This is a genomic window from Nocardia coubleae NBRC 108252 (genome assembly GCF_001612805.1).
Taxonomy (GTDB): Bacteria; Actinomycetota; Actinomycetes; order Mycobacteriales; family Mycobacteriaceae; genus Nocardia; species Nocardia coubleae.
Genome location: NZ_BDBD01000011.1, coordinates 758,986 through 777,224, shown reverse-complemented (window position 1 = coordinate 777,224; position 18,239 = coordinate 758,986). Strand labels below are relative to the sequence as shown.

Annotated in this window: 18 protein-coding genes; 7 read left to right on the top strand and 11 right to left on the bottom strand. The window is 68.2% G+C overall.

Annotated elements, in window-relative coordinates; translation table 11 throughout:
* Window positions 1–19 precede the first annotated feature (19 nt).
* Window positions 20–1,666 (bottom strand): AMP-binding protein, encoded by a 1,647-nt coding sequence (locus NCO8_RS12640; RefSeq protein ID WP_067639146.1) that lies wholly within the window; start codon window positions 1,664–1,666, stop codon window positions 20–22.
* Window positions 1,667–1,936: 270 nt separating this feature from the next.
* Between NCO8_RS12640 and NCO8_RS12635 the strand changes: the two genes are divergently transcribed.
* Complete coding sequence (locus NCO8_RS12635) at window positions 1,937–2,941, top strand: oxygenase MpaB family protein (protein ID WP_084457149.1); 1,005 nt, start codon at window positions 1,937–1,939, stop codon at window positions 2,939–2,941.
* A gap of 25 nt (window positions 2,942–2,966) precedes the next feature.
* Here NCO8_RS12635 and NCO8_RS12630 read toward each other — a convergent pair whose 3' ends face one another.
* Together NCO8_RS12630 and NCO8_RS12625 are read right to left on the bottom strand one after the other, a co-directional pair.
* Window positions 2,967–4,121, bottom strand: coding sequence for a hypothetical protein (locus tag NCO8_RS12630; protein WP_067639144.1), 1,155 nt, complete (start codon window positions 4,119–4,121; stop codon window positions 2,967–2,969).
* A 12-nt stretch (window positions 4,122–4,133) separates the two neighbouring features.
* The gene (locus NCO8_RS12625; protein WP_067639142.1) at window positions 4,134–5,060 is read right to left on the bottom strand and encodes a metal-dependent hydrolase; all 927 of its coding nucleotides are present in this window, start codon (window positions 5,058–5,060) and stop codon (window positions 4,134–4,136) included.
* Between the two features lie 139 nt (window positions 5,061–5,199).
* Between NCO8_RS12625 and NCO8_RS12620 the strand changes: the two genes are divergently transcribed.
* Together NCO8_RS12620 and NCO8_RS32740 are read left to right on the top strand one after the other, a co-directional pair.
* A complete protein-coding gene (locus NCO8_RS12620) occupies window positions 5,200–5,826 on the top strand; it encodes a TetR/AcrR family transcriptional regulator (RefSeq protein ID WP_067639140.1) in 627 nt (208 codons plus the stop codon).
* Window positions 5,827–6,096: 270 nt separating this feature from the next.
* Window positions 6,097–6,219, top strand: coding sequence for a hypothetical protein (locus tag NCO8_RS32740; protein WP_255284010.1), 123 nt, complete (start codon window positions 6,097–6,099; stop codon window positions 6,217–6,219).
* 11 nt (window positions 6,220–6,230) lie between these two features.
* On the opposite strand, the gene NCO8_RS12615 is transcribed toward NCO8_RS32740, so the two are convergent.
* Complete coding sequence (locus NCO8_RS12615; protein ID WP_067639138.1) at window positions 6,231–6,932, bottom strand: class I SAM-dependent methyltransferase; 702 nt, start codon at window positions 6,930–6,932, stop codon at window positions 6,231–6,233.
* A 111-nt stretch (window positions 6,933–7,043) separates the two neighbouring features.
* On the opposite strand from NCO8_RS12615, the gene NCO8_RS12610 reads away from it, so the two are divergent.
* Window positions 7,044–7,862, top strand: a complete 819-nt coding sequence (locus NCO8_RS12610; RefSeq protein ID WP_157104892.1) for a hypothetical protein — start codon at window positions 7,044–7,046, stop codon at window positions 7,860–7,862.
* Here NCO8_RS12610 and NCO8_RS12605 read toward each other — a convergent pair whose 3' ends face one another.
* On the bottom strand, window positions 7,863–8,621 hold the full coding sequence (locus NCO8_RS12605) for an enoyl-CoA hydratase-related protein (RefSeq protein ID WP_067640089.1): 759 nt from the start codon (window positions 8,619–8,621) through the stop codon (window positions 7,863–7,865).
* Window positions 8,622–8,830: 209 nt separating this feature from the next.
* On the opposite strand from NCO8_RS12605, the gene NCO8_RS12600 reads away from it, so the two are divergent.
* From NCO8_RS12600 to NCO8_RS12590, 3 genes are read left to right on the top strand one after another with little or no spacing between them, the layout of a single operon-like run.
* Entirely contained in the window at window positions 8,831–9,250 is a 420-nt protein-coding gene (locus NCO8_RS12600; protein WP_067488828.1) for a YciI family protein, read from the top strand.
* 4 nt (window positions 9,251–9,254) lie between these two features.
* Window positions 9,255–10,547 carry an RNA polymerase sigma factor gene (locus NCO8_RS12595; protein ID WP_067639134.1) on the top strand — a complete coding sequence of 431 codons (1,293 nt, stop codon included), beginning with the start codon at window positions 9,255–9,257 and terminating at the stop codon, window positions 10,545–10,547.
* Window positions 10,548–10,604: 57 nt separating this feature from the next.
* Entirely contained in the window at window positions 10,605–11,987 is a 1,383-nt protein-coding gene (locus NCO8_RS12590; RefSeq protein WP_210739965.1) for an MFS transporter, read from the top strand.
* A 4-nt stretch (window positions 11,988–11,991) separates the two neighbouring features.
* Here NCO8_RS12590 and NCO8_RS12585 read toward each other — a convergent pair whose 3' ends face one another.
* From NCO8_RS12585 to NCO8_RS12560, 6 genes are all read right to left on the bottom strand, one after another.
* Window positions 11,992–12,456: a nucleoside deaminase gene (locus NCO8_RS12585; protein ID WP_067639132.1), complete on the bottom strand. Its 465-nt coding sequence runs from the start codon at window positions 12,454–12,456 to the stop codon at window positions 11,992–11,994.
* Window positions 12,453–13,433, bottom strand: coding sequence for an ornithine cyclodeaminase family protein (locus NCO8_RS12580; protein WP_067639130.1), 981 nt, complete (start codon window positions 13,431–13,433; stop codon window positions 12,453–12,455). The genes NCO8_RS12585 and NCO8_RS12580 overlap by 4 nt, the downstream gene beginning before the upstream one ends.
* Before the next feature lie 24 nt (window positions 13,434–13,457).
* On the bottom strand, window positions 13,458–14,384 hold the full coding sequence (locus NCO8_RS12575) for an ABC transporter permease (protein ID WP_067639128.1): 927 nt from the start codon (window positions 14,382–14,384) through the stop codon (window positions 13,458–13,460).
* Window positions 14,381–15,436 carry an ABC transporter permease gene (locus NCO8_RS12570; protein ID WP_067640087.1) on the bottom strand — a complete coding sequence of 352 codons (1,056 nt, stop codon included), beginning with the start codon at window positions 15,434–15,436 and terminating at the stop codon, window positions 14,381–14,383. Before NCO8_RS12570 ends, NCO8_RS12575 begins: the two co-directional genes overlap by 4 nt.
* Window positions 15,437–15,579: 143 nt before the next feature.
* Window positions 15,580–17,235, bottom strand: a complete 1,656-nt coding sequence (locus tag NCO8_RS12565; RefSeq protein ID WP_067640085.1) for an ABC transporter ATP-binding protein — start codon at window positions 17,233–17,235, stop codon at window positions 15,580–15,582.
* 5 nt (window positions 17,236–17,240) lie between these two features.
* Entirely contained in the window at window positions 17,241–18,233 is a 993-nt protein-coding gene (locus tag NCO8_RS12560; RefSeq protein WP_067639126.1) for a BMP family protein, read from the bottom strand.
* Between the last annotated feature and the right edge of the window lie 6 nt (window positions 18,234–18,239).

The following is an 18,239-nucleotide window of genomic DNA, read 5'->3' as shown; positions in this document are numbered from 1 at the left end:
GTCTGTGGTTCTCGGACTGTCATGGTGTGTCCACGGCTTCCAGTCGGTGGCGCAGGACTTTGCCCGTGGCGTTGCGCGGCAGGGCGTCGACGAACCGCACCTCGCGGGGAACTTTGTGTCGCGCGAGGGTGGTGCGCACGTACTCCTTCACTTCGCGCTCGCTGCACGATGTGCCCGGGGCGCGCACCACATAGGCGCGCAAGCTCTGCCCGAAATCGCGGTCGGCGACGCCGACGACGGCCGCTTCGAGGATGTCGGGCCGGTCGACGAGCAGGTTCTCGACCTCGAGCGGGTAGACGTTCTCCCCACCGGAGACGATCATGTCGTCGTCACGCCCGTCGATGAACAACCTGCCCTCGGCGTCGAAATGGCCGAGATCGCCGCTCGAGCACATCCCGTCGATCATCTCCTTGCCGGTGCCGTCGGTGTAGCCGCTGAAGCTGAGGCCGCTGGTGACGAAGACGGTCCCGACCACGCCCGGCGTGGTGATCCGGCGACGCTGCTCGTCGTAGATCGCGACCCGGCAGCCCACGGGCGGGCGCCCGACCGTGCCCGGCGCCTCGCGCAGATCCTGCGGTGTCGCGACGGCGGCCACGGCGACCTCGGTGGAGGCGTAGAGGTTGTAGAGCACCTCGCCGAAATGCCGCGCGGTGCGCCGGCTGAGGTCCGGTGCGAGTGCTGAGCCTGCCGAGAAGATCACCGTCAACGCGGAGGTGTCGTATTGGGCCAGCACCTGCTCGCCCAGATCGACGATGCGCTGCAGCATGGTCGGAACAAGGACGAGCGCGCTCGCGCGGTGGCGGGCGACGGCGGCCAGGGTGTTGCGGGGATCGAACCGGTCCGGCAGCAGGACAACCGCGTTGCCGAGCGCCCAGCCCAGGATCAGCTGCGACAGGCCGGTGCCGTGGAACAAAGGCGCGGCGAGGACGATGGTGCTCGTCTTGGGTAGCGGGATGCGATCCAGGAACTGCGCCGACTGCAACGGCGAAACCTTGCCGCGCGGAGCACCTTTCGGTGTTCCGGTCGTGCCGCTGGTGAGCACGACGATGCCGCCGGGCGAGGCGGGCGCGGGTAGTGGAACGCCGGAGTGCCACGCCGCGACGGCGTGGATCGTCGACCGCCCCGGCCGGTCGGTGTCGCCTGCGCGCGTGAGAATGATCGGGACCTCGCGCGCGAGATCGTCGAACAGGTCGGCGAACTCGGCGTCGACGAGCAACATCGTGATCCGCTCGCGCTCCACGACCGTGCGCAACTGCGGGCCTGCCATGCCGGTGTTGAGCAGGACGATGCGTGCGCCCAGCTTGCCCGCTGCCAGCAGCGACAGGATGAAACCACGGTGGTCGCGGCACAACGCGCCGACCACCGTCTCGGCCGTGATCCCTTGCGCGGCCAGGCCGTTGGCGAGGCGGTTGGAGGCGTGATCGAGCTGTTCGAAGGTGATCGGTCCGCGGTCGTCGATCAGTGCGGTGGCCGAACTCGCGACGCGGGTGGCGTGTGCGAGCGTGGTCACGGCCGGGCCGAGAGCGGCGGCGTCACGGGCCGTCCGCAAGAGCTCGATCGGGTGCCGGAGTTCGATCGCGCCGCGTCGGTGCAGCACAGCGGCGGCGGCCAGGGAGTCGGCAACGGCGCGGACGACCTCGGTCGGTGCGAAGGAGACGGACGGCACGGATACCTCCGAGGGTCGGTCGTCGGCAAGGAGTTGCCGCCGGCTAGGCGGAATGGAAGCCAGCCTAGCAGTCGAGAGAATCATGGGTAACTTATTCGTGGAAATTGCGAGTGTGGCCATCGTGAATCAATGAGAGTCCGTTCGATTTCGACTCGAACTGACTCGAGAGCGTGAGAATTAGCAGTAACATAGACTTGACGTCGAGGCGTGCTCGGCGGTGACCCGCGCTCGCGAGATTCCGGGGCGAGACGCCTCTGGGAAAGGATGACGATGACCACGGCAACGAAGCCCGGCGATCCCGACTACTCGGACCCGAACAGCGAGGGATATGTCGAGGAGGGTCCGGGCGGGCACTGGCGGCCCACGGCCGGACCGGCCGCGGGATCGGGACTCGCGCCGGTTCCCCGCGAGCTGACCCTCGACCGGGTACGCATCCACATCCCCGACACCTACCGATCACCGCGCAAGCGGCCCGCGCGGCTGGCCGACGCCCTGGACTTCTGGATGTTCGCCGGTGCGGCCGCGAACGTGGCGATGCAGTTCGCCCATCAGGGCGTGGCCGCGGGCGTCATGGAAAGCCAGGTCGAATCGGGAGCCCTCATGGTGCACCCGTGGAAGCGGCTGCGCACCACCTCCGCCTACCTCGCGGTGGCCATCCTCGGCACCGACGAGGACAAGAAGGCGATGCGCGAGGCGGTGAACGTCGCGCATCGACAGGTGAGGTCCCGTCCCGAATCCAAGGTGAAGTACAACGCCTTCGACCGCAATCTGCAGCTGTACGTCGCCGCCGCCATCTACATCGGCTTCGAGGACACCCACCAGTTGCTGTGCGGCAAGATGACCGAGGAAGAGCTGGAAGCGTTCTATCAGGGCGCCGACACCTTCGGCACGACCCTGCAGGTCCACCCCGACATGTGGCCCAAGACCCGCGCCGACTTCGACGAGTACTGGCTCCGGGCGTGCGAGCAGGTGGTCTGCGACGACGAATTCCGTGCCTATATCGACGATCTCGTGCACCTGCGGATGATCCACTGGTCGCTGCGGCTGCTGTTCGGCGGCCTCCTGGAGTTTCTGACCTCCGGATTCCTGCCACCGCACTTCCGCGAGCAGATGGGGATCGAATGGAGCGATTCCGACCAGCGCCGGTTCGAGAACCTCTTCCTGTTCGTCGGTTTCGTCAACCGGTTCATCCCGAAATTCATCCGATTCGCCGGTACCCACTCGATGATGCGTGACGTGCGGCGCCGCATCCGCAAGCAGAAACCGCTCATCTGAGGCGGGCCACACGTCGTCGCATCGGTCAGCCGCGCACCTCCGAGGCCGTCGGAGCCGAGGTGTCGGGGTCGGCCGATCGGCCGGCAGGCAGCGTGTAGGTCGCCGCGATCGACAATACGGCGACGACGAAGCAGGCGGCGGTGTACCAGAGGTTGCCGATGGGGTCGCCGTTGCCGGTCTCGCCGTCGCTCGCCGCGAAGAAGTCGGGCAGGGCGGCGAGCCAGAGACCGGCGAAGACCAACAGGTAGACGGTCGCGAAACGCTGGACGAAGGGGTCGGTGTAGCCGGGGTCGGGGGTGGTGCCCCGGCGCAGGTCCGACCACTGGCGGAACATGACGATCGAGGCGACCACCATCAGCACCGCGAGTTCCAGCGCGTACACCACCCCGCGTACCGTGGTGCTGCTCATGCCGAGCACGGTCGCCGGAAGCGGCAGCAGGAAGGTGCCCACCGAGGCGAGCAGGCCGATGACCACAGTGCGCCAGGTCAATTCGATGCCCGTGAACCGCTTGCCCGCGTCGACCTGCCGTCCGACGAAGTACTGCACACAGAACGCCAGCGACATCGGCCACAGCGCGGCGAACACCACCACGCTGCCCATCGGCACCGAATCGAACATCGGCTGGTTGATCGGATTGTCCACCGACCACTCCCACCAGCGCAGTTGCGGCCCGAGGTGGTCGAAGATCTCGTAGAAGGCGTGGTGCACGAAGCCGACGCAGGTGGCGCCGATCAGCACCCCGAACCGGCGGAAGATACCGAGCATGCGCACCAGGCCGAAGGCCATCGTCGCCATCAGCGGATAGATCGCGATGATGTAGATCGGCAGGCGGCCCCACAGGAAGTCGACGGTGAACACGTTGTGCGCGAACATCGTGTCGACGTGGTCCTCGATACCGAACGCGGCGGGGAAGTACAGCGGCGGCTCGATGATGAACAGGTACGCGGTCGCGCCGAACCACAGGACGAGGTTGGTCGGGTCGCCGAGGCGGCGCAGGCGGACGATCGCGAACCAGAGCGCCAGCACCGCACCGAGCACGATGGTCAGCTCGAGAACGGGCAGGGTCCAGTTCTCCAGCCCGAACGGGCTGCGGAACTCGACGAGTCCACCGGCCTCCTCGCAGGAGAAGCCGAGTTGGACCGCGAGGTCGGCGAAGGTGGGGGAACAGTGTTCGGCCATGGGTCGGCCCTTCTAGGAGCTCACGGAATCGGCGGTGTACCAGCGGGTGACGTCGTAGCCCTCGTCGTAGCGGCGGAACCACTCACCGGCCAGGTCGGGCAGCTTCTCGTGCGCGGGGTTGTGCCCCGGCGTCTGGCTGCGGATGATCCCGCCAAGGGCGACGAGTTGTTCCTTCAGGCCGAGATCGTCGAAGGCGCGCGGCATCGTGCCGTTGTCGGCGGGGCGCAGGCCTGGCAGCAGCCGGCGCAGGGTCTGCTGATTGCGGTAGCTCGCGAACATCGACAGGGCGTCGACCTGCCGGTCTTCCAGTGGCACATGCTCGTTGAAGCCCGCGCAGGCCACCCGGATCACCCGCAGCACGTGCCGGAACACCGAGGGCGCCACCCGCATCCGGTACAGCTCGCTGTTCACCACCGAGTTGAAGATGATCAGCGCCGAACTGCGGTGTTCGACCTCCTCGACGAAATGCCAGATGAACAGCGAGGCCACCCGGTCGTCGCCGGGGGCGAACAACGTGGAGTCGTTGTCGAGCATCAGCTTGAACACCGGGGTGAAGGTGGCCTCGAGGTCGGCGGTGTAGGCCAGGCGGTACTTGACCGGGGTGGACGCGGTGAGTTCGTCGAACTCGCGGATCACCGCGTCGAGGGTCTGTTGCAGGCCCGGGTAGCGACGGATCAGACCCTTCACATGCTGGCGGTGAGCGGTGGAGTGCTGACCCTCCTGGCGCATGAACGCGTCGGCCTCCTCGGCCACCTCGGGTTCGGTGATCTGCGGTTTCGCCTGGTTGATGAGCTGCACGATCATCTTCTCGAAGCCGATCGCCAGGAACGAGACGGCGTTGGCCATCGAGGAGAACGCCGGATTCTGCGGGTTCCACAGAAACGGCACGTCGTAGTCGGCGAACGCGAAATCCATCTTGCGGACGTGAAGTTCGGTCACGGTGAGTACCTCGTTGTTCGGGCGTGCGCCGGTCCGGCCGCCACTCGGTTGGGTGAGGTAATCATACGACTGAACGTTCGTATGTATGATTACTTTGACGGAATCGGCCGTGACCTGGGCTTGTGCTAGCGTCCACCGGGTGGCGCGCAGACGGGGATGGGGCGGTAGTCCGCCGGGGGACGATGCGGAGGCGACGCGCCGGATCGTCGCGGCGGCAGTCGAATTGATCGGGCGCACCGGGGCGGAGATCAGCATCGCCGATGTGGCGGAATCGCTCGGTGTCATCCGGCAGACGGTCTACCGGTACTTCCCGAGCGCCGACGCGCTGATGACCGCCGCCGCGATGGCCTCGGTGGAGGGTTTCCTCGACCGGCTCGCGGCGCAGGTGCGCGGGCTCGGTGATCCGGTGGAGGCGATGGTCGAGGCGGTGGTCTACACGCTGGCCGAGGTGCGCCGCACACCGCACCTCGGCATCCTGCTGTCGAGTTCCTACTCCAACGTCCGCCCGGACAGCCTCACCTCCGAGGAGGCGCAGGCCTTCGGCATGACCATGATCCGGCGGTTCGACGTGGACTGGGCCGCGCACGGCTACGACGAGCAGGCGCTGCGGGAACTGGTCGAGTACGTCCTGCGGACGATGCAATCGTTCTTCTTGTCGCCCGGTGACCCGCCGCGCACCGACGACGAACTACGCCGTTACCTGCGGCGGTGGATGGGCACGGCCATCAGCGCTCAGACCGCGGCCGGAGAATTCCTCGAGCGCTGAGGCCGCTGCTGTTTTCTGGCGTGTCCCGCGGGGGCGGCCGACGAGGACTCCGTGCGATGACGTCGTTGGCATCGCGGTGGAGCGTCGGCCCGACCCCGCGGGTGCACCGGTGTCGACACCGTGACCGAAAAACATTGCTCCCCCGGACCGTTCGGCGCCTCGTACAACGGGCCGGTCGAGCACCACATCAGGGTGGTTCCCGCTGGGTGACGGCTCAAACGTGGTTCGCGGTTGCTGGTTGAGGACGGATTCACCGGGTAGGCGGCGGATATGGAGATTCTCGTGATTCTCGCCGTGGTCGTCGTGGTGGCGGCCGTCGTGCTGTGGCGCAAGACGCGGGGCGGACCCAAGCCGCCGGACGAGCCCGAATGGACGGGCAATCCGCCGCGCTGAGCGTTTCCGGCTCAGGGTTTTCTCGCGACGACCAGGACGTTCTTCCCGAACAGCTTGCCGGTCACCGACTGCAGGGCCTTGCTGAGCGGGAAGACCACCTGGTCGTAGAGCTTGAGCGCGCGCACATTGATGCTGCCGTCGTCGTTGCCGAGCAGCTTGTAGGCCATGGTGGCGAAGAAGCCGATCGGATCGCAGTAGCGCGAATCCACCACCTCGAGTCCGGCATTGCGCAGGATCCGGTTCAGTTGGGTGCGCCGGTAACGGCGGTAGTGCTCGACTTTCACATCCATCGAGGAGAACAGCATCTCGAGCGCGGGCACGTAGATCACCATCGTGCCACCGGGCCGCAACAGTGACGCCAGGTGTTCGGCGGCTTCCTGATCGTTCTTGATGTGCTCGAAAACATTGAAAGAATAGATGAGCCCGTATTTTTCGGCCTCGGGCGGCTCGGTGTCGCAGTCGACGACTTTGTAGCCCTTCGCCAGCAGTACTTTCTGCAGGTCGGGGTCCGGTTCCAGACACTCGGGGAAGATCTCGCGTTCGGCGAGCAGATCGGCATAGGTGCCCTGTCCCGCACCGAAATCGAGCACACGTAGATCCGTTGTGGTGACATGCTTTTCGACGCAGTCGAGGAGAAATTTGTTGTAGTTGATCGCTTCGGCCATCACCTCCAGGTTGTCGCACCCGGTGTAGGCGAAATTGCTGCTCGTCACGCTCGGTCCCCTCAATCCATCGAAATGTGTGAGTCCGTCCGTTCGAGCGGCCATGATGCCACGTCGCGGTCACAATGGTCGTCGAACACCCGTACCGAACAGGGAGTGACCGTGTCCACCGTCTTCGTAGCATCGGGCGCGGGCGCGGCCCGTCGTCTCGTCGTCGCCCTCGGCGCGGCGATTGTGCTCGCCGTCGCGTTCGTATTCGCGCCGCCCCTGGTGGCGGGGTGGCTGCCCGGTGCCGATTTCGCCGACGAGCACGCGCTGCGCGCGGGTTTCCGGTCCGCGTTCGTCACGTATTGGCAAGCGGGACAGGCCGAACTCACGCCCGAGCTGCAGGCGGCGGTGGACTACTGGTTCGGGTACCACGTCGTGAAGGCGGTGGTGGCGTTGCTGTGGTCGATCGTGCTCGTCGCGCTCGGGGTGATGCTGTGGCGGTCGTCGCTGCGCACCCGGCAGCCGAACCGAACGATGTTCGCGGTGGCGGGGGTGATCACCACGCTGGTGCTCGCGGTCGCCGGGGTGGCGGTGCTTGCCAATATTCAAGGGGCCGTGACACCGTTCGCGTCCTTGCTGCCGATGGCGGTCGACGGTGCGGCCGACGCGTCGCTGGCCGGGGTACTGACCGAGGTGGGGCAGGGGCTCGACGACTACCCCGGTGGTCCGGCGGCACTGGAGGTGATGGTCGAGGACTTCGCGCGCTATCACGTCGCGATGGCCGCGCTCGCCGCGGCGGCGTCGGCCGGGCTCCTCGGGCTCGGTGTCGTGCTGTGGCGGCGTCGCGCAGGCGCGGCCGGTCGCGTCCTCGGCGCCTATGCGCTGGCCGCGGTGGCCCTCGGCCTGCTGTTCGCGGTGGTCACGGTCGCCAATGTGACCACCGCGCTCGATCCGGCACCCGGGCTCGCCGCCCTGATGACGGGCGGCTGGTGATCAGCGAGCCTGCCAGTTCGGGCTGCGCTTCTCGACGAACGCCATCAGGCCCTCGCGGACGTCCGCCGAACGGGTGAGTTCGGCGATCTCGCGGTCGGACCGGTCCCAGGCGTCGTCGTCGGGCAGGGCGCCGTCGACGATGCCGAGCGCCACCCGCTTATTCGCCTGCACCGCCAGTGGCGCGTTCGCCGCGATCCGCGTCGCCAGCTCCATCGCGGTGTCGAGGACCCGGTCGGCGGGGACCACCCGGTTGACCAGTCCGAACTCCAACGCACGTGCGGCGGTGATCGGCTCGCCGGTCAGGATCATCTCCATGGCGACCTTGCGCGGCAGCTGTTCGGGCAGCCGGAACGCCCCGCCCGCGGCGGCGAAGAGACCGCGTGCCACCTCGGGCAGCCCGAAGGTGGCGGTCGACGCCGCGACGGCCAGGTCGCTGGCCAGCACCAGCTCGGTACCGCCACCGAGCGCGAGCCCGTTCACGGCCGCGATGGTCGGCTTGCTGATGGGGTGGCGCATGTAGCCACCGATACCCCAGTGTTCGTGTCCCGCAGCCAGAATCGACTCACCGCGCCCGAGTGCGCGCAGATCCGCCCCGGCGCAGAAGGCCCGGTCACCCGCGCCGGTGAGGACGAAGGCCCGCACGGCCCGATCGTTGTCGGCCTGTTCCAGGGCCGCGCCGAGCTGGGCGCTGACCTCCCCGTCGATCGCGTTCATGGCCTCGGGCCGGTTGATGACGGCGACGAGCACATGCTCGTGCATCTCGACGAGAACGGCGCTCACGATCGACTCCTGCCTTCGTTGTCCCGCCCGGTCGTGGACGGAACCCGACCGACAAGTACCACGTCGCAAGTAGGCTCCGAAAAAAATTCGCGAAAGAATTTCCGGCGGGTGTCGATTCGCGCGGTGCCCGTTCGACCTACGGATGAACGCAGCGCCCACCAGGGGCACCGACCCGAAGGAGACACACCATGAAGTACATGCTGATCATGCGCGCCACCGACGAGGCCTTCGCCGAGTTCGAGAACGTCAGCTTCGACGAGATGCTCGACACGATGGGCAAGTTCAACGACGAGCTCATCCGTGCGGGCGTGCTCGTCGCCGCGGAAGGGCTCGAGGACGCCGCCGAGGGCGTTGTCGTCGACTACTCGTCCGAGCCGCCGGTCGTTACTGACGGTCCCTACGGCGAGACCAAGGAACTGTTCGGCGGGTACTACATCCTCAACGTGGCATCGAAGGAAGAGGCCGTCGAGTGGGCCAAGCGGATGCCGATGACCGGTCCCGGCATCAAGACCGAGATCCGGCGGGTGCCCTCCATCGACGAATTCCCCAAGGACAACGTCTGGGTACAGAAGGAACGCGCCTGGCGCGAGTCCACCGGGCAGCTCTGAGGCGATGACGGAGCACACCGGACGTGCGGCGGTCGCCGCCGTATGGCGGATCGAGTCGGCGCGCATCGTCGGCGCGCTTGCCCGGTATACCGGCGACTTCGCGATGGCCGAGGACCTCGCCCAGGAGGCACTGGCCGAGGCCTTGGTGACGTGGCCGCGCGACGGTGTGCCCGCGCATCCGGCCGGGTGGTTGCTCACCACCGGACGACGGCGCGCGATCGACGCGTTCCGCCGTCGCGCCGCCCTGGACGAGCGCTACACCGCCCTCGCCGCCGGACTCGGCGAGGGCGGTGCGTTCACCGGTGGCGAGCCGGCCCCCGCCGGTGAACCGGTGTGGGATCCCGAGCAGATCGACGACGACGTCCTCGCGCTGATCTTCATCGCCTGCCATCCGGTGCTCTCGCGCGAGGCGCGGCTGGCGCTGACCCTGCGCGTGGTCGGCGGTCTGACCAGCGACGAGATCGCCGCGGCCTGCCTGGTGCCGACCGCGACCGTGCAGGCACGGATCACCCGGGCCAAGAAGACCCTGGCCGCGGCACGGGTGCCGTTCGAGGTGCCGCCGCTCGCCGAACGCCGCGAGCGGCTCGGTTCGGTGCTCGGCGTGATCTATCTGATCTTCACCGAGGGATCGACGGCGAGCAGCGGCGGCGACCTGATCCGGTTCGACCTCGCCGGGGAAGCGCAGCGCCTGGCCCGGGTGCTCGCCCGGCTGATGCCCGGCGAACCCGAGGTCTACGGTCTGCTCGCCCTGCTCGAACTCACCGCCGCCCGGTTCCCCGCCCGCACCGGACCCGACGGCGAACCGGTCCTGCTCGAGCAGCAGGACCGGCGCCGCTGGGACCGGACCGCGATCCGGCGCGGCCGCGCCGCCCTGGCCAAGGCCGAACAGGTCGGGCGTGGGCTCGGCGCCTACGGACTGCAGGCCGCGATCGCCGAGTGCCACGCCGTCGCCCCGTCGGTCGAGCAGACGAACTGGGAGCGCATCGTGCTGCTGTACGAGGCACTCGGCAGGCTCGCGCCCTCACCGGTGGTCGAACTGAACCGGGCCGTCGCGGTGTCGATGGCCGCCGGAGCGGCCGCGGGTCTCGCCGTCGTCGACGAGCTGGCGGCCGGGGGAGTGTTGTCGTCGTCGCATCTGCTGCCGAGCGTGCGTGGGGAACTGCTGATCCGCCTCGGCCGCGTCGAGGAGGCGCGCGGCGAGCTCACCGAGGCGATCCGGCGCTGCCGCAACGACCGCGAGAAGGCCGTGCTCGCGGGCAAACTCCAGGCACTCAGACCCAGCGACACACAAGCGTAAAGTTTTGTCCGCGTACCGATCGGGTAGTCCGGAATGGCGACGACGAGAGGTTTGTGGATGTCTCAGGAATCGAAATCGGTGTTGCACCGGGCAATCGGTGCATCGGCGATCGGAAATGCGGTCGAATGGTTCGACTACGGCGTCTACGCCTACCTCGCCACCTATATCGCGGCATCGCTTTTCCCCGGCGACGGAACCGGATCCAGCGTTATCTATACGCTGCTCGGTTTCGCGGTCTCCTTTCTGATCCGCCCGATCGGCGGCATGATCTGGGGTCCGCTCGGTGACCGCATCGGCCGCAAACGCGTGCTCGCGATGACCATCATCCTGATGGCCGGGTCCACCCTCGCCGTCGGTCTGATCCCGAGTTACGAGGTCATCGGCATCGCCGCGCCGATCCTGCTGTACGCACTGCGCATGGTGCAGGGTCTGTCCGCCGGTGGTGAATACGGTGGCGCGGCGACGTTCATGGCCGAATACGCGCCCGACCGTAAACGTGGTTTCTACGGCAGTTTCCTCGAAGTGGGCACACTCGCCGGTTTCACGCTCGGCAATCTGACGGCGCTGCTGCTGGTGAATGTGCTCGACGCCACGAGCATGGAATCGTGGGGCTGGCGCATTCCGTTCCTGATCGCCGCACCGCTCGGCTTGATCGGTATGTATCTGCGCAGCCGGGTCGAGGACACCCCGGTATTCCGCGAAATCGAGGCGAAAGACGAGACCGAGGAAACGGTCGGGGTCTATCGCGATCTGTTGACCAAATATCTGCGCCCGGTGCTGACGCTTTTCGGTCTGGTCATCGCCCTGAACGTGGTGAATTACTCCCTGCTGAGCTACACGCCGACCTATCTCGGCAACACCATCGGCATGGCGGAATCCGACGCGCTGCTCGTGCCGCTGATCGGCCAGATCGTGATGCTGCTGACCCTGCCGTTCCTCGGTGCGCTCTCGGACCGGATCGGTCGCAGGCCGATGTGGTTGTTCTCCTGCGCGGCGCTGATGATCACGGTGATCCCGGTGTACATCCTGATCGGCACCTCGCTCACCGGCGCCATCATCGGCTTCGCCATCCTCGGCCTGCTCTACGCGCCGCAGCTGGCCACCATTTCGGCGACCTTCCCGGCCATGTTCCCGACCATCGTGCGGTTCGCGGGTGTGGCGATCGGCTACAACGTGGCCACCTCGATCTTCGGTGGCACCGCGCCGGTGATCAACCAGTCGCTCATCGAGCTGACCGGCGACAACCTGTTCCCGGCCTACTACATGTTCGGCGCGTGTCTGGTCGGCCTGATCGCGGCCTACTTCCTGATCGAGACCAAGGGCATGTCGCTGCGTGGCACCCAGGTGCCCGGCACGCCGGAGGCCCTCGAGGAACAGCGCGAGCTCGGCGAGCCGGTGGAACTCGTCGAGGGGCTCGATCCCGCTGTCCCGGTGAAGTAGGTCCTCAGGACCGGAACACCGCGAGTGCCTCGTCGCCGAGGTGCGGCCCGCTCACCTCGATGGCCACATTCGAACTGGCGACCACGTCGGCGCAGCTCAAGGTGAAGCTGGCTCCCGGCCCGAGGATCGGCCCGAACTCCGAGGCCGCCGCCGCGAACACGATGCGACCCACCTGGGCCCACACCATCGCGGCGGCGCACATCGGGCACGGCTCACCGCTGGCGTACACGGTGGCGCCACGCAGCGCCTCGGCCTTGCCGGTGGCGGAGGCGGCGGTGATCGCGACCAGCTCGGCATGGGTGGTGACATCGCCGGTGGTGGCGACGGCATTCGCGGATTCGGCGAGCACCGTACCGTCGCGGTCGACGGTGACGGCACCGAACGGCCGGTCACCGAGCACTGCCGCCTGGGCAGCGAGGTCGATGGCCCGGCGCAGGTAGGCGATGTCGGTGTCGGTGAGTGTGGTCATGCGCTGAGCTCCACTTCCGTTCCGCGGCCCTGGGCGCGGGCCTTGTCGATGAGCAGGCGGGCGGTGACGAGATCTTGCAGGCCGATACCGACCGAGTTGAACAGGGTGATGTCGCGTGGGCCGGCTCGGCCGGCCGCCCGGCCGAGAATCACCTGGCCCAGTTCGGTGCTCACCTCGGCTTCGGTGATCGCGCCGTCGGCGATGGCCAGCAGCGTGTCGCCCGACTTGGTGAGCGTTGTCGAAACCGAGTCTACGATCACGCGCGCCCGGCGCATGGCAGCCCCGTCGACCTCGCGGTGATCGGCGCGTGGCGGGGCGCCGACCGCGTTCACGTGCAGCCCCTCGCCGAACCAGTCACCGCGCACGATCGGCTCCCGTGCGGGGGTGAGGGTGCACAGCACGTCGGCCGCCCGTGTCACCGACTCCGGTGACGGCATCGCCCGCACCTCCAGCCCGAGGTCGGCGATCGCAGCGCGGAACCGCTCGACGGTGGCGGGGGAGCGCGACCAGACCAGCACGGTCTCGATGTCGCGTACCCGGGCGACGGCGCGGGTGTGCTCGATCGCCAGCGCACCGGCTCCGATCAACCCCAGTGTGGAACTCTCCTGCCTGGCAAGATATTTGGTCGCCACCGCGCTGGCAGCGGCCGTACGCACGGCGGTGACGAGCCGTCCGTCGACGAGCGCCTCGCAGCTGCCGTCGAGCGCGGAGGTCACCAGGATCACCGAGCGCTGTACCGGCAGTCCGCGTTCCCGGTTGGCGGGGAGGTCGGCGAGCAGTTTCACGGCGGCGGCCCCGGCGGATTCGGCGGCGGCGACCATCGGAACGAAGGCGGTGGCGCCGACACCGACCGCGGGCGGCGCGGGGACCACCGCCGTGCCGAGCGCGAGGTCGGCGTGCGCGCCTTCGACGGCGGCGAGCACCTCGTCGCGGTCGATCAGGGCGGCCACATCGGAATGCGACAGGATCAGAGTCATCGGTGGCTCCTCGGAAGCGGTGGGTCAGGAGGTTCGGGCGAAGGCGACGGTCAGGTCGCGCGGTGCACGGCTGTTGCCGACCAGACCGCTCACGGCGACGATCGCGATCAGATACGGCAGCATCACCAGCAGCGCGAACGGCACGTCGACACCGAGCGCGGGCAACGCGAACTGCAGCGCCTGGGCGATGCCGAAGAACACCGACGCCCAGATGACGCCGAGCGCTCGCCAGCGGCCCGCGATCACCGCGACCACGGCCAGATACCCGATGCCGCCGGTCATGTTGTCGCTGAACGAGTGCACCTCCGACAGCGCCAGCTGCGCGCCGCCGAGGCCCGCGGCGAACGCGGCGAGCAGCACGCAGCCGTAGCGGATGGCGCGCACGGGCAGGCCGGTGCGGTCGGCGGCGACGGCGTCCTCGCCGATCGCGTCGATCATCAGGCCCATTTTGGTGCGGCGGGAGAACACGAACGCCGACCCCGCGACGAGGGCGATGCACAGGTATCCGAGTACGGTCTGCCCGAACAGAGCCGGACCGATGACCGGAATATTGTGCAGCACAGGAATTCTCAGTGCCTCGAAGCCCACAACGCTGTGCCCTTTGCCGTCGGCGAGCAGCAGGCGTGCGCCGTAGGTGGTCGCGCCGAGAGCGAGCGCGTTGCTCGCGATGCCGACGACGATCTGGTCGGCACGCAGTCCGATACTCCAGACGGCCTGTAATGCACCGAATATCAGGGCGGCCAGCACCGCGGTGGTCGTGCCGAGCACCGGCGACCCGGTGGCGACCGCACCGAGTACGCCCGCGAACGCGCCGGTGAGCATCATCGCCTCGAGGCTCAGATTGAGCACGCCCGCGCGCTCACTGACCAGCTCACCGCTCGCCGCGACGAGGATGGGCAGGGTGAAGCCGATGCCGCTGGTGGCGATGTCGGTGACCGTGTCGAGGCTCATCGGCTCGCTCCTGCCACGTCGATGGTGCTCGTGTCGGGAACTGGTTGTGACGCAGCGGCTTTACGCGTTCGGGCTGTCCAGATGGCAGCGCCCGCGATGAAGACGATCATCAGGGACTCCACGACCGCGATGGTCGAGGCGGGCACGTTCGCGGCCAGCTGCAGGTTGATCCCACCGGAGACGAGGAATCCGAGCAGGAGCGACACCGCGACGACGGCGCTCAGGGAGCCACGTGCCAGCAGCCCGACGACCAGCCCGGAGAACCCGTACCCGGAGGAGAATCCCTCGGCGAGGACGAACGGCGCCGTCGCCACCAGCAGTCCGCCCGCGACGCCCGCGAACGCACCCGCCGCCGAGAGGCTGAGGAAACGCAGTCGGCCCACCGGCAAACCCAGCCTCGCCGCCGCGTCGGGATTGAGCCCGACCGCACGCAACCGGGTACCGAGTGCGGTGTGGCGCACCAGAATCGCGGTGCCGAACGCGGCGAGCACGGCGATCCACAGGGCGATGGTCGCGGGGGAGCGTTCGATACCGAGCAGGGGCAGATGCGCGGCGTCGGCGAGCTGCTCGGATTGTGGCAGGGTCTCCGAGGAGGTCACCGGCTGACGCAGCAGCGCGGGCTCGTGCACGACGAGCAGCACCAGCGCCAGGCCGACGAAGTTGAGCAGCAGCGTGGTGATGATCTCGCTGGTGCCGCGCGCGACCCGCAGATACGCCGCGATCGCGGCCCACAGCCAGCCCGCGGCCGCCGCCCCGAGCAATACCGTTGGCACCGTGATCGCGGCGGGCGTGCCGGTGAGGGTGGTGCCGATCGCGGTGGCGGCGATCCCACCGGCGCAGATCTGGCCCTCACCACCGACATTGACCAGCCCGGCGCGGTGGGCGATGGTGAACCCCACGGCCACCAGCATCAGCGTGGCCGCGACATTGAGCGAGGCGCCCACGGCGTAGTCGCTGCCGAACATGCCCTCCCACAGCGCTGTCATCGTGGCGCCGGGGGCGGCGCCCGCGACGGCGGCCAGGATCAGCCCGATCACTCCGGCGGCCAGCATGGCCGCGACAGCGACGACGAGGGGGTGGTGCGCCCACCGGCTCACCCTTCTCGGCTGCTGCCTCGCAGAGAGCTTGCCGAAGCCCCGCGGAACGGACGCCGGTCGAGACCGGGTCTCGGGCGCTGTGGTCCGACCAGGTGCGCTCATGCCGCGACTCCCATCATCAATTCGCTGATCTGTTGTGCGGCATCGGAATCGGTGGTTTCGACCGGCCCGGCCAGTTCCCCGCGATAGGCGACGAAGATTCGGTCGCACAGGGCAAGCAGTTCGGGTACCTCGCTCGATACCACCAGCACGCCGCAGCCACGCGCGGCCGCCTGTCGCAGCTGCGTAAGCACGAAATCGACTGCGCCGATGTCCAATCCGCGCGTCGGCTGGGCAGCGACCAGGCAGCGCAGGTTCGCCGACGACAGTTCGCGCGCCAGCACGACCTTCTGCTGATTGCCGCCCGACAGCGATCCCATCGGCACCCACGGACCGGCCGCGCGTACATCGAAGCGGTCGAGTTCGGCCTGCGCGGCGCGACCCATGGCCTGTTTGTCCAGGAGGCCGAAGCGGCGGAACCGGCCGAGGCTGCCGAGAAAGAGATTCTCGGCCAGCGTCATGTCGGCGACCATGCCGTCGCGGTGGCGATCTTCGGGGACGACGCCGAGACCCAGCGATGTTCGGGTGGCGGGGTTCGCTGTGGTGATGTCGGCTCCGGCGAGCGCGACAGTGCCCGCCCGCACCGGGGTACCACCGGCCAGCACCGCGACGAGCTCGCTCTGTCCGTTGCCCTCGACGCCCGCGATTCCGACGATCTCGCCCGGCCGCACGGCCAGGCTCGCTTCGTCGAGCGCGATACTGCCGTCGGCTCGGTGGACGGTCACCCTGTCGACGGTGAGAACCGCTGCGGGCTGGTTCGATTCGTGCGTTATGACGGTTTCGCCGCGGCGTCGACCGGTGGTCCTGTGCTCACCCGCAGCCGGGCTCGTGGTGGGGTCGGTGGCGACCGAGGTGACTGGACCGGGTGCGGTGAGGATCTGGGCCGGCTCGCCCGGATCCAAGCCGATCGTCGCCGCCACGGTCGGGTCGAGATCGGTGGCCTCGCGGCCGACCATCGCGGTGAGCAACTCGGAAATCGTGGTCTCCGGCAGCGGACCGCCGCCGGCGACCGTGCCGCGGCGCAGCACCGTCGCGGCATCGGCGACCCTGGCCACCTCGCCGAGTTTGTGCGTCACCAGCACCACCGCTTTGCCGTCGGCGGCGATGGCACGGCAGGTGTCGATCAACGCGTCGATCTCGGCCGGATCGAGCACTCCCGTCGGTTCGTCGAGCAGGATCAGCGCCGGATCGCGCAGCAGGGCCTTGACGATCTCGACCTTCTGCCGGGCGCCCACCGGCATCGTCGCGACCTGCTGGTCGAGATCGATGCGCAGCCGATAACGGTGGGCGATCTCGTCGAGACGGTTGGTCAGATCCGCACGGCGCAACCGCAACCCGTGCTGAGTGAGCAGCAGATTCTCCGCGACGGTCATGGTGGTCACCAGGCTGAAGTGCTGATGCACCATGGCGACGCCCGCCCTCATCGCGGCGGCGGGCGAGTCGGGCCGGAAGGCTTTACCGCCCAGTTCGATTCGTCCGGTATCGGCGGGGTAGCCGCCGAACACGAGATTGCACAGCGTCGACTTGCCCGCGCCGTTCTCACCGAGAACGCAGTGGACGGTGCCGGATTCGACGGTGACGTCCACGTCGTGCAATGCCCGGACCGCTCCGAAGCTCTTTCCGACCCCGTGCAGGGTCAATGCGGGAGTGCCCATCACCATCAGTACGGCTTCACCGCGCCGGTGGACAGGGCCGTCTTCGCCTTGGCGAGCGCGTCGGCGACCGCGGCGTCCTTGTCACACAACACGAAATCGGTGCCGTCGTTGGGCGAGGTGAGCCCGAAGCGCACGTTCTCGGCCTTCCACGTGTTGTCGAGCGCCGCCTTCACCGCGTATTCGACCTCGGCGCCGATATCGGTGTGCACGTAGCCGAGATATACGGGATCGGTGCAGTCACCGGGGATCGGACCGCCGACCAGGGTGGCGCCGGACTGGGCCGCCGCCTGCTCCAGACCCGCCTTGCCCAGGTTCACGATCTGACCGAGCGTGCCCGCGCCCGCGCCGTAGTCGGCCAGCGCGGCCTGCTTGGCCTTGGCCGGGTCGTTGAAATCGCCGACGTACTGCGGAGTCAGCACCCTGGCGTCCAGCTTCGCGAACCGCGCGCCGTTACCGAAAGCATTGGCGGCGTTGACGATCGCGGGCAGTTCGACGCCCCCGACGAAGGCCACCGCGCCGGTCTCGGATCCGGTCGCGGCCACCGCGCCACTGAGAAACTCGGCCTCGGCCTGCTGCGGGTCGTAGTAGGCCAGGTTGGCCATCGGCTTCGCGTCGGCGGGCCCACCGATCTCCACGAACTTCACACTCGGGAACTGCGGGGCCACCTTGCGCACATCGGCATCGGTCTGGCCGCCGAGCGCGATGACCAGATCGTTGGTCGAGGCGAAACGGACGAGCGCCTGCTGATAGTCGGCCGCCGCCACCTGCTCGACCTTGCTCAATTCGACCTTGTCGCCGAGGACTTCGGCGACGCGCTGGTAGCCCAGATACCCCGACTGCATGAATCCGGTGTCGGAGAGCGAACCGGGGAAGAACACGCCGACCTTCAGCTTGCCGCCCGCCGCGGCGGTGTCGGCGGAACCGCAGGCCGACAACAGGGCAGCGGCGGCGAGGGCGGCCGAGCCGAAGGCGATCGCGCGCCGGGTGGAGTTGTGCACGAGGTA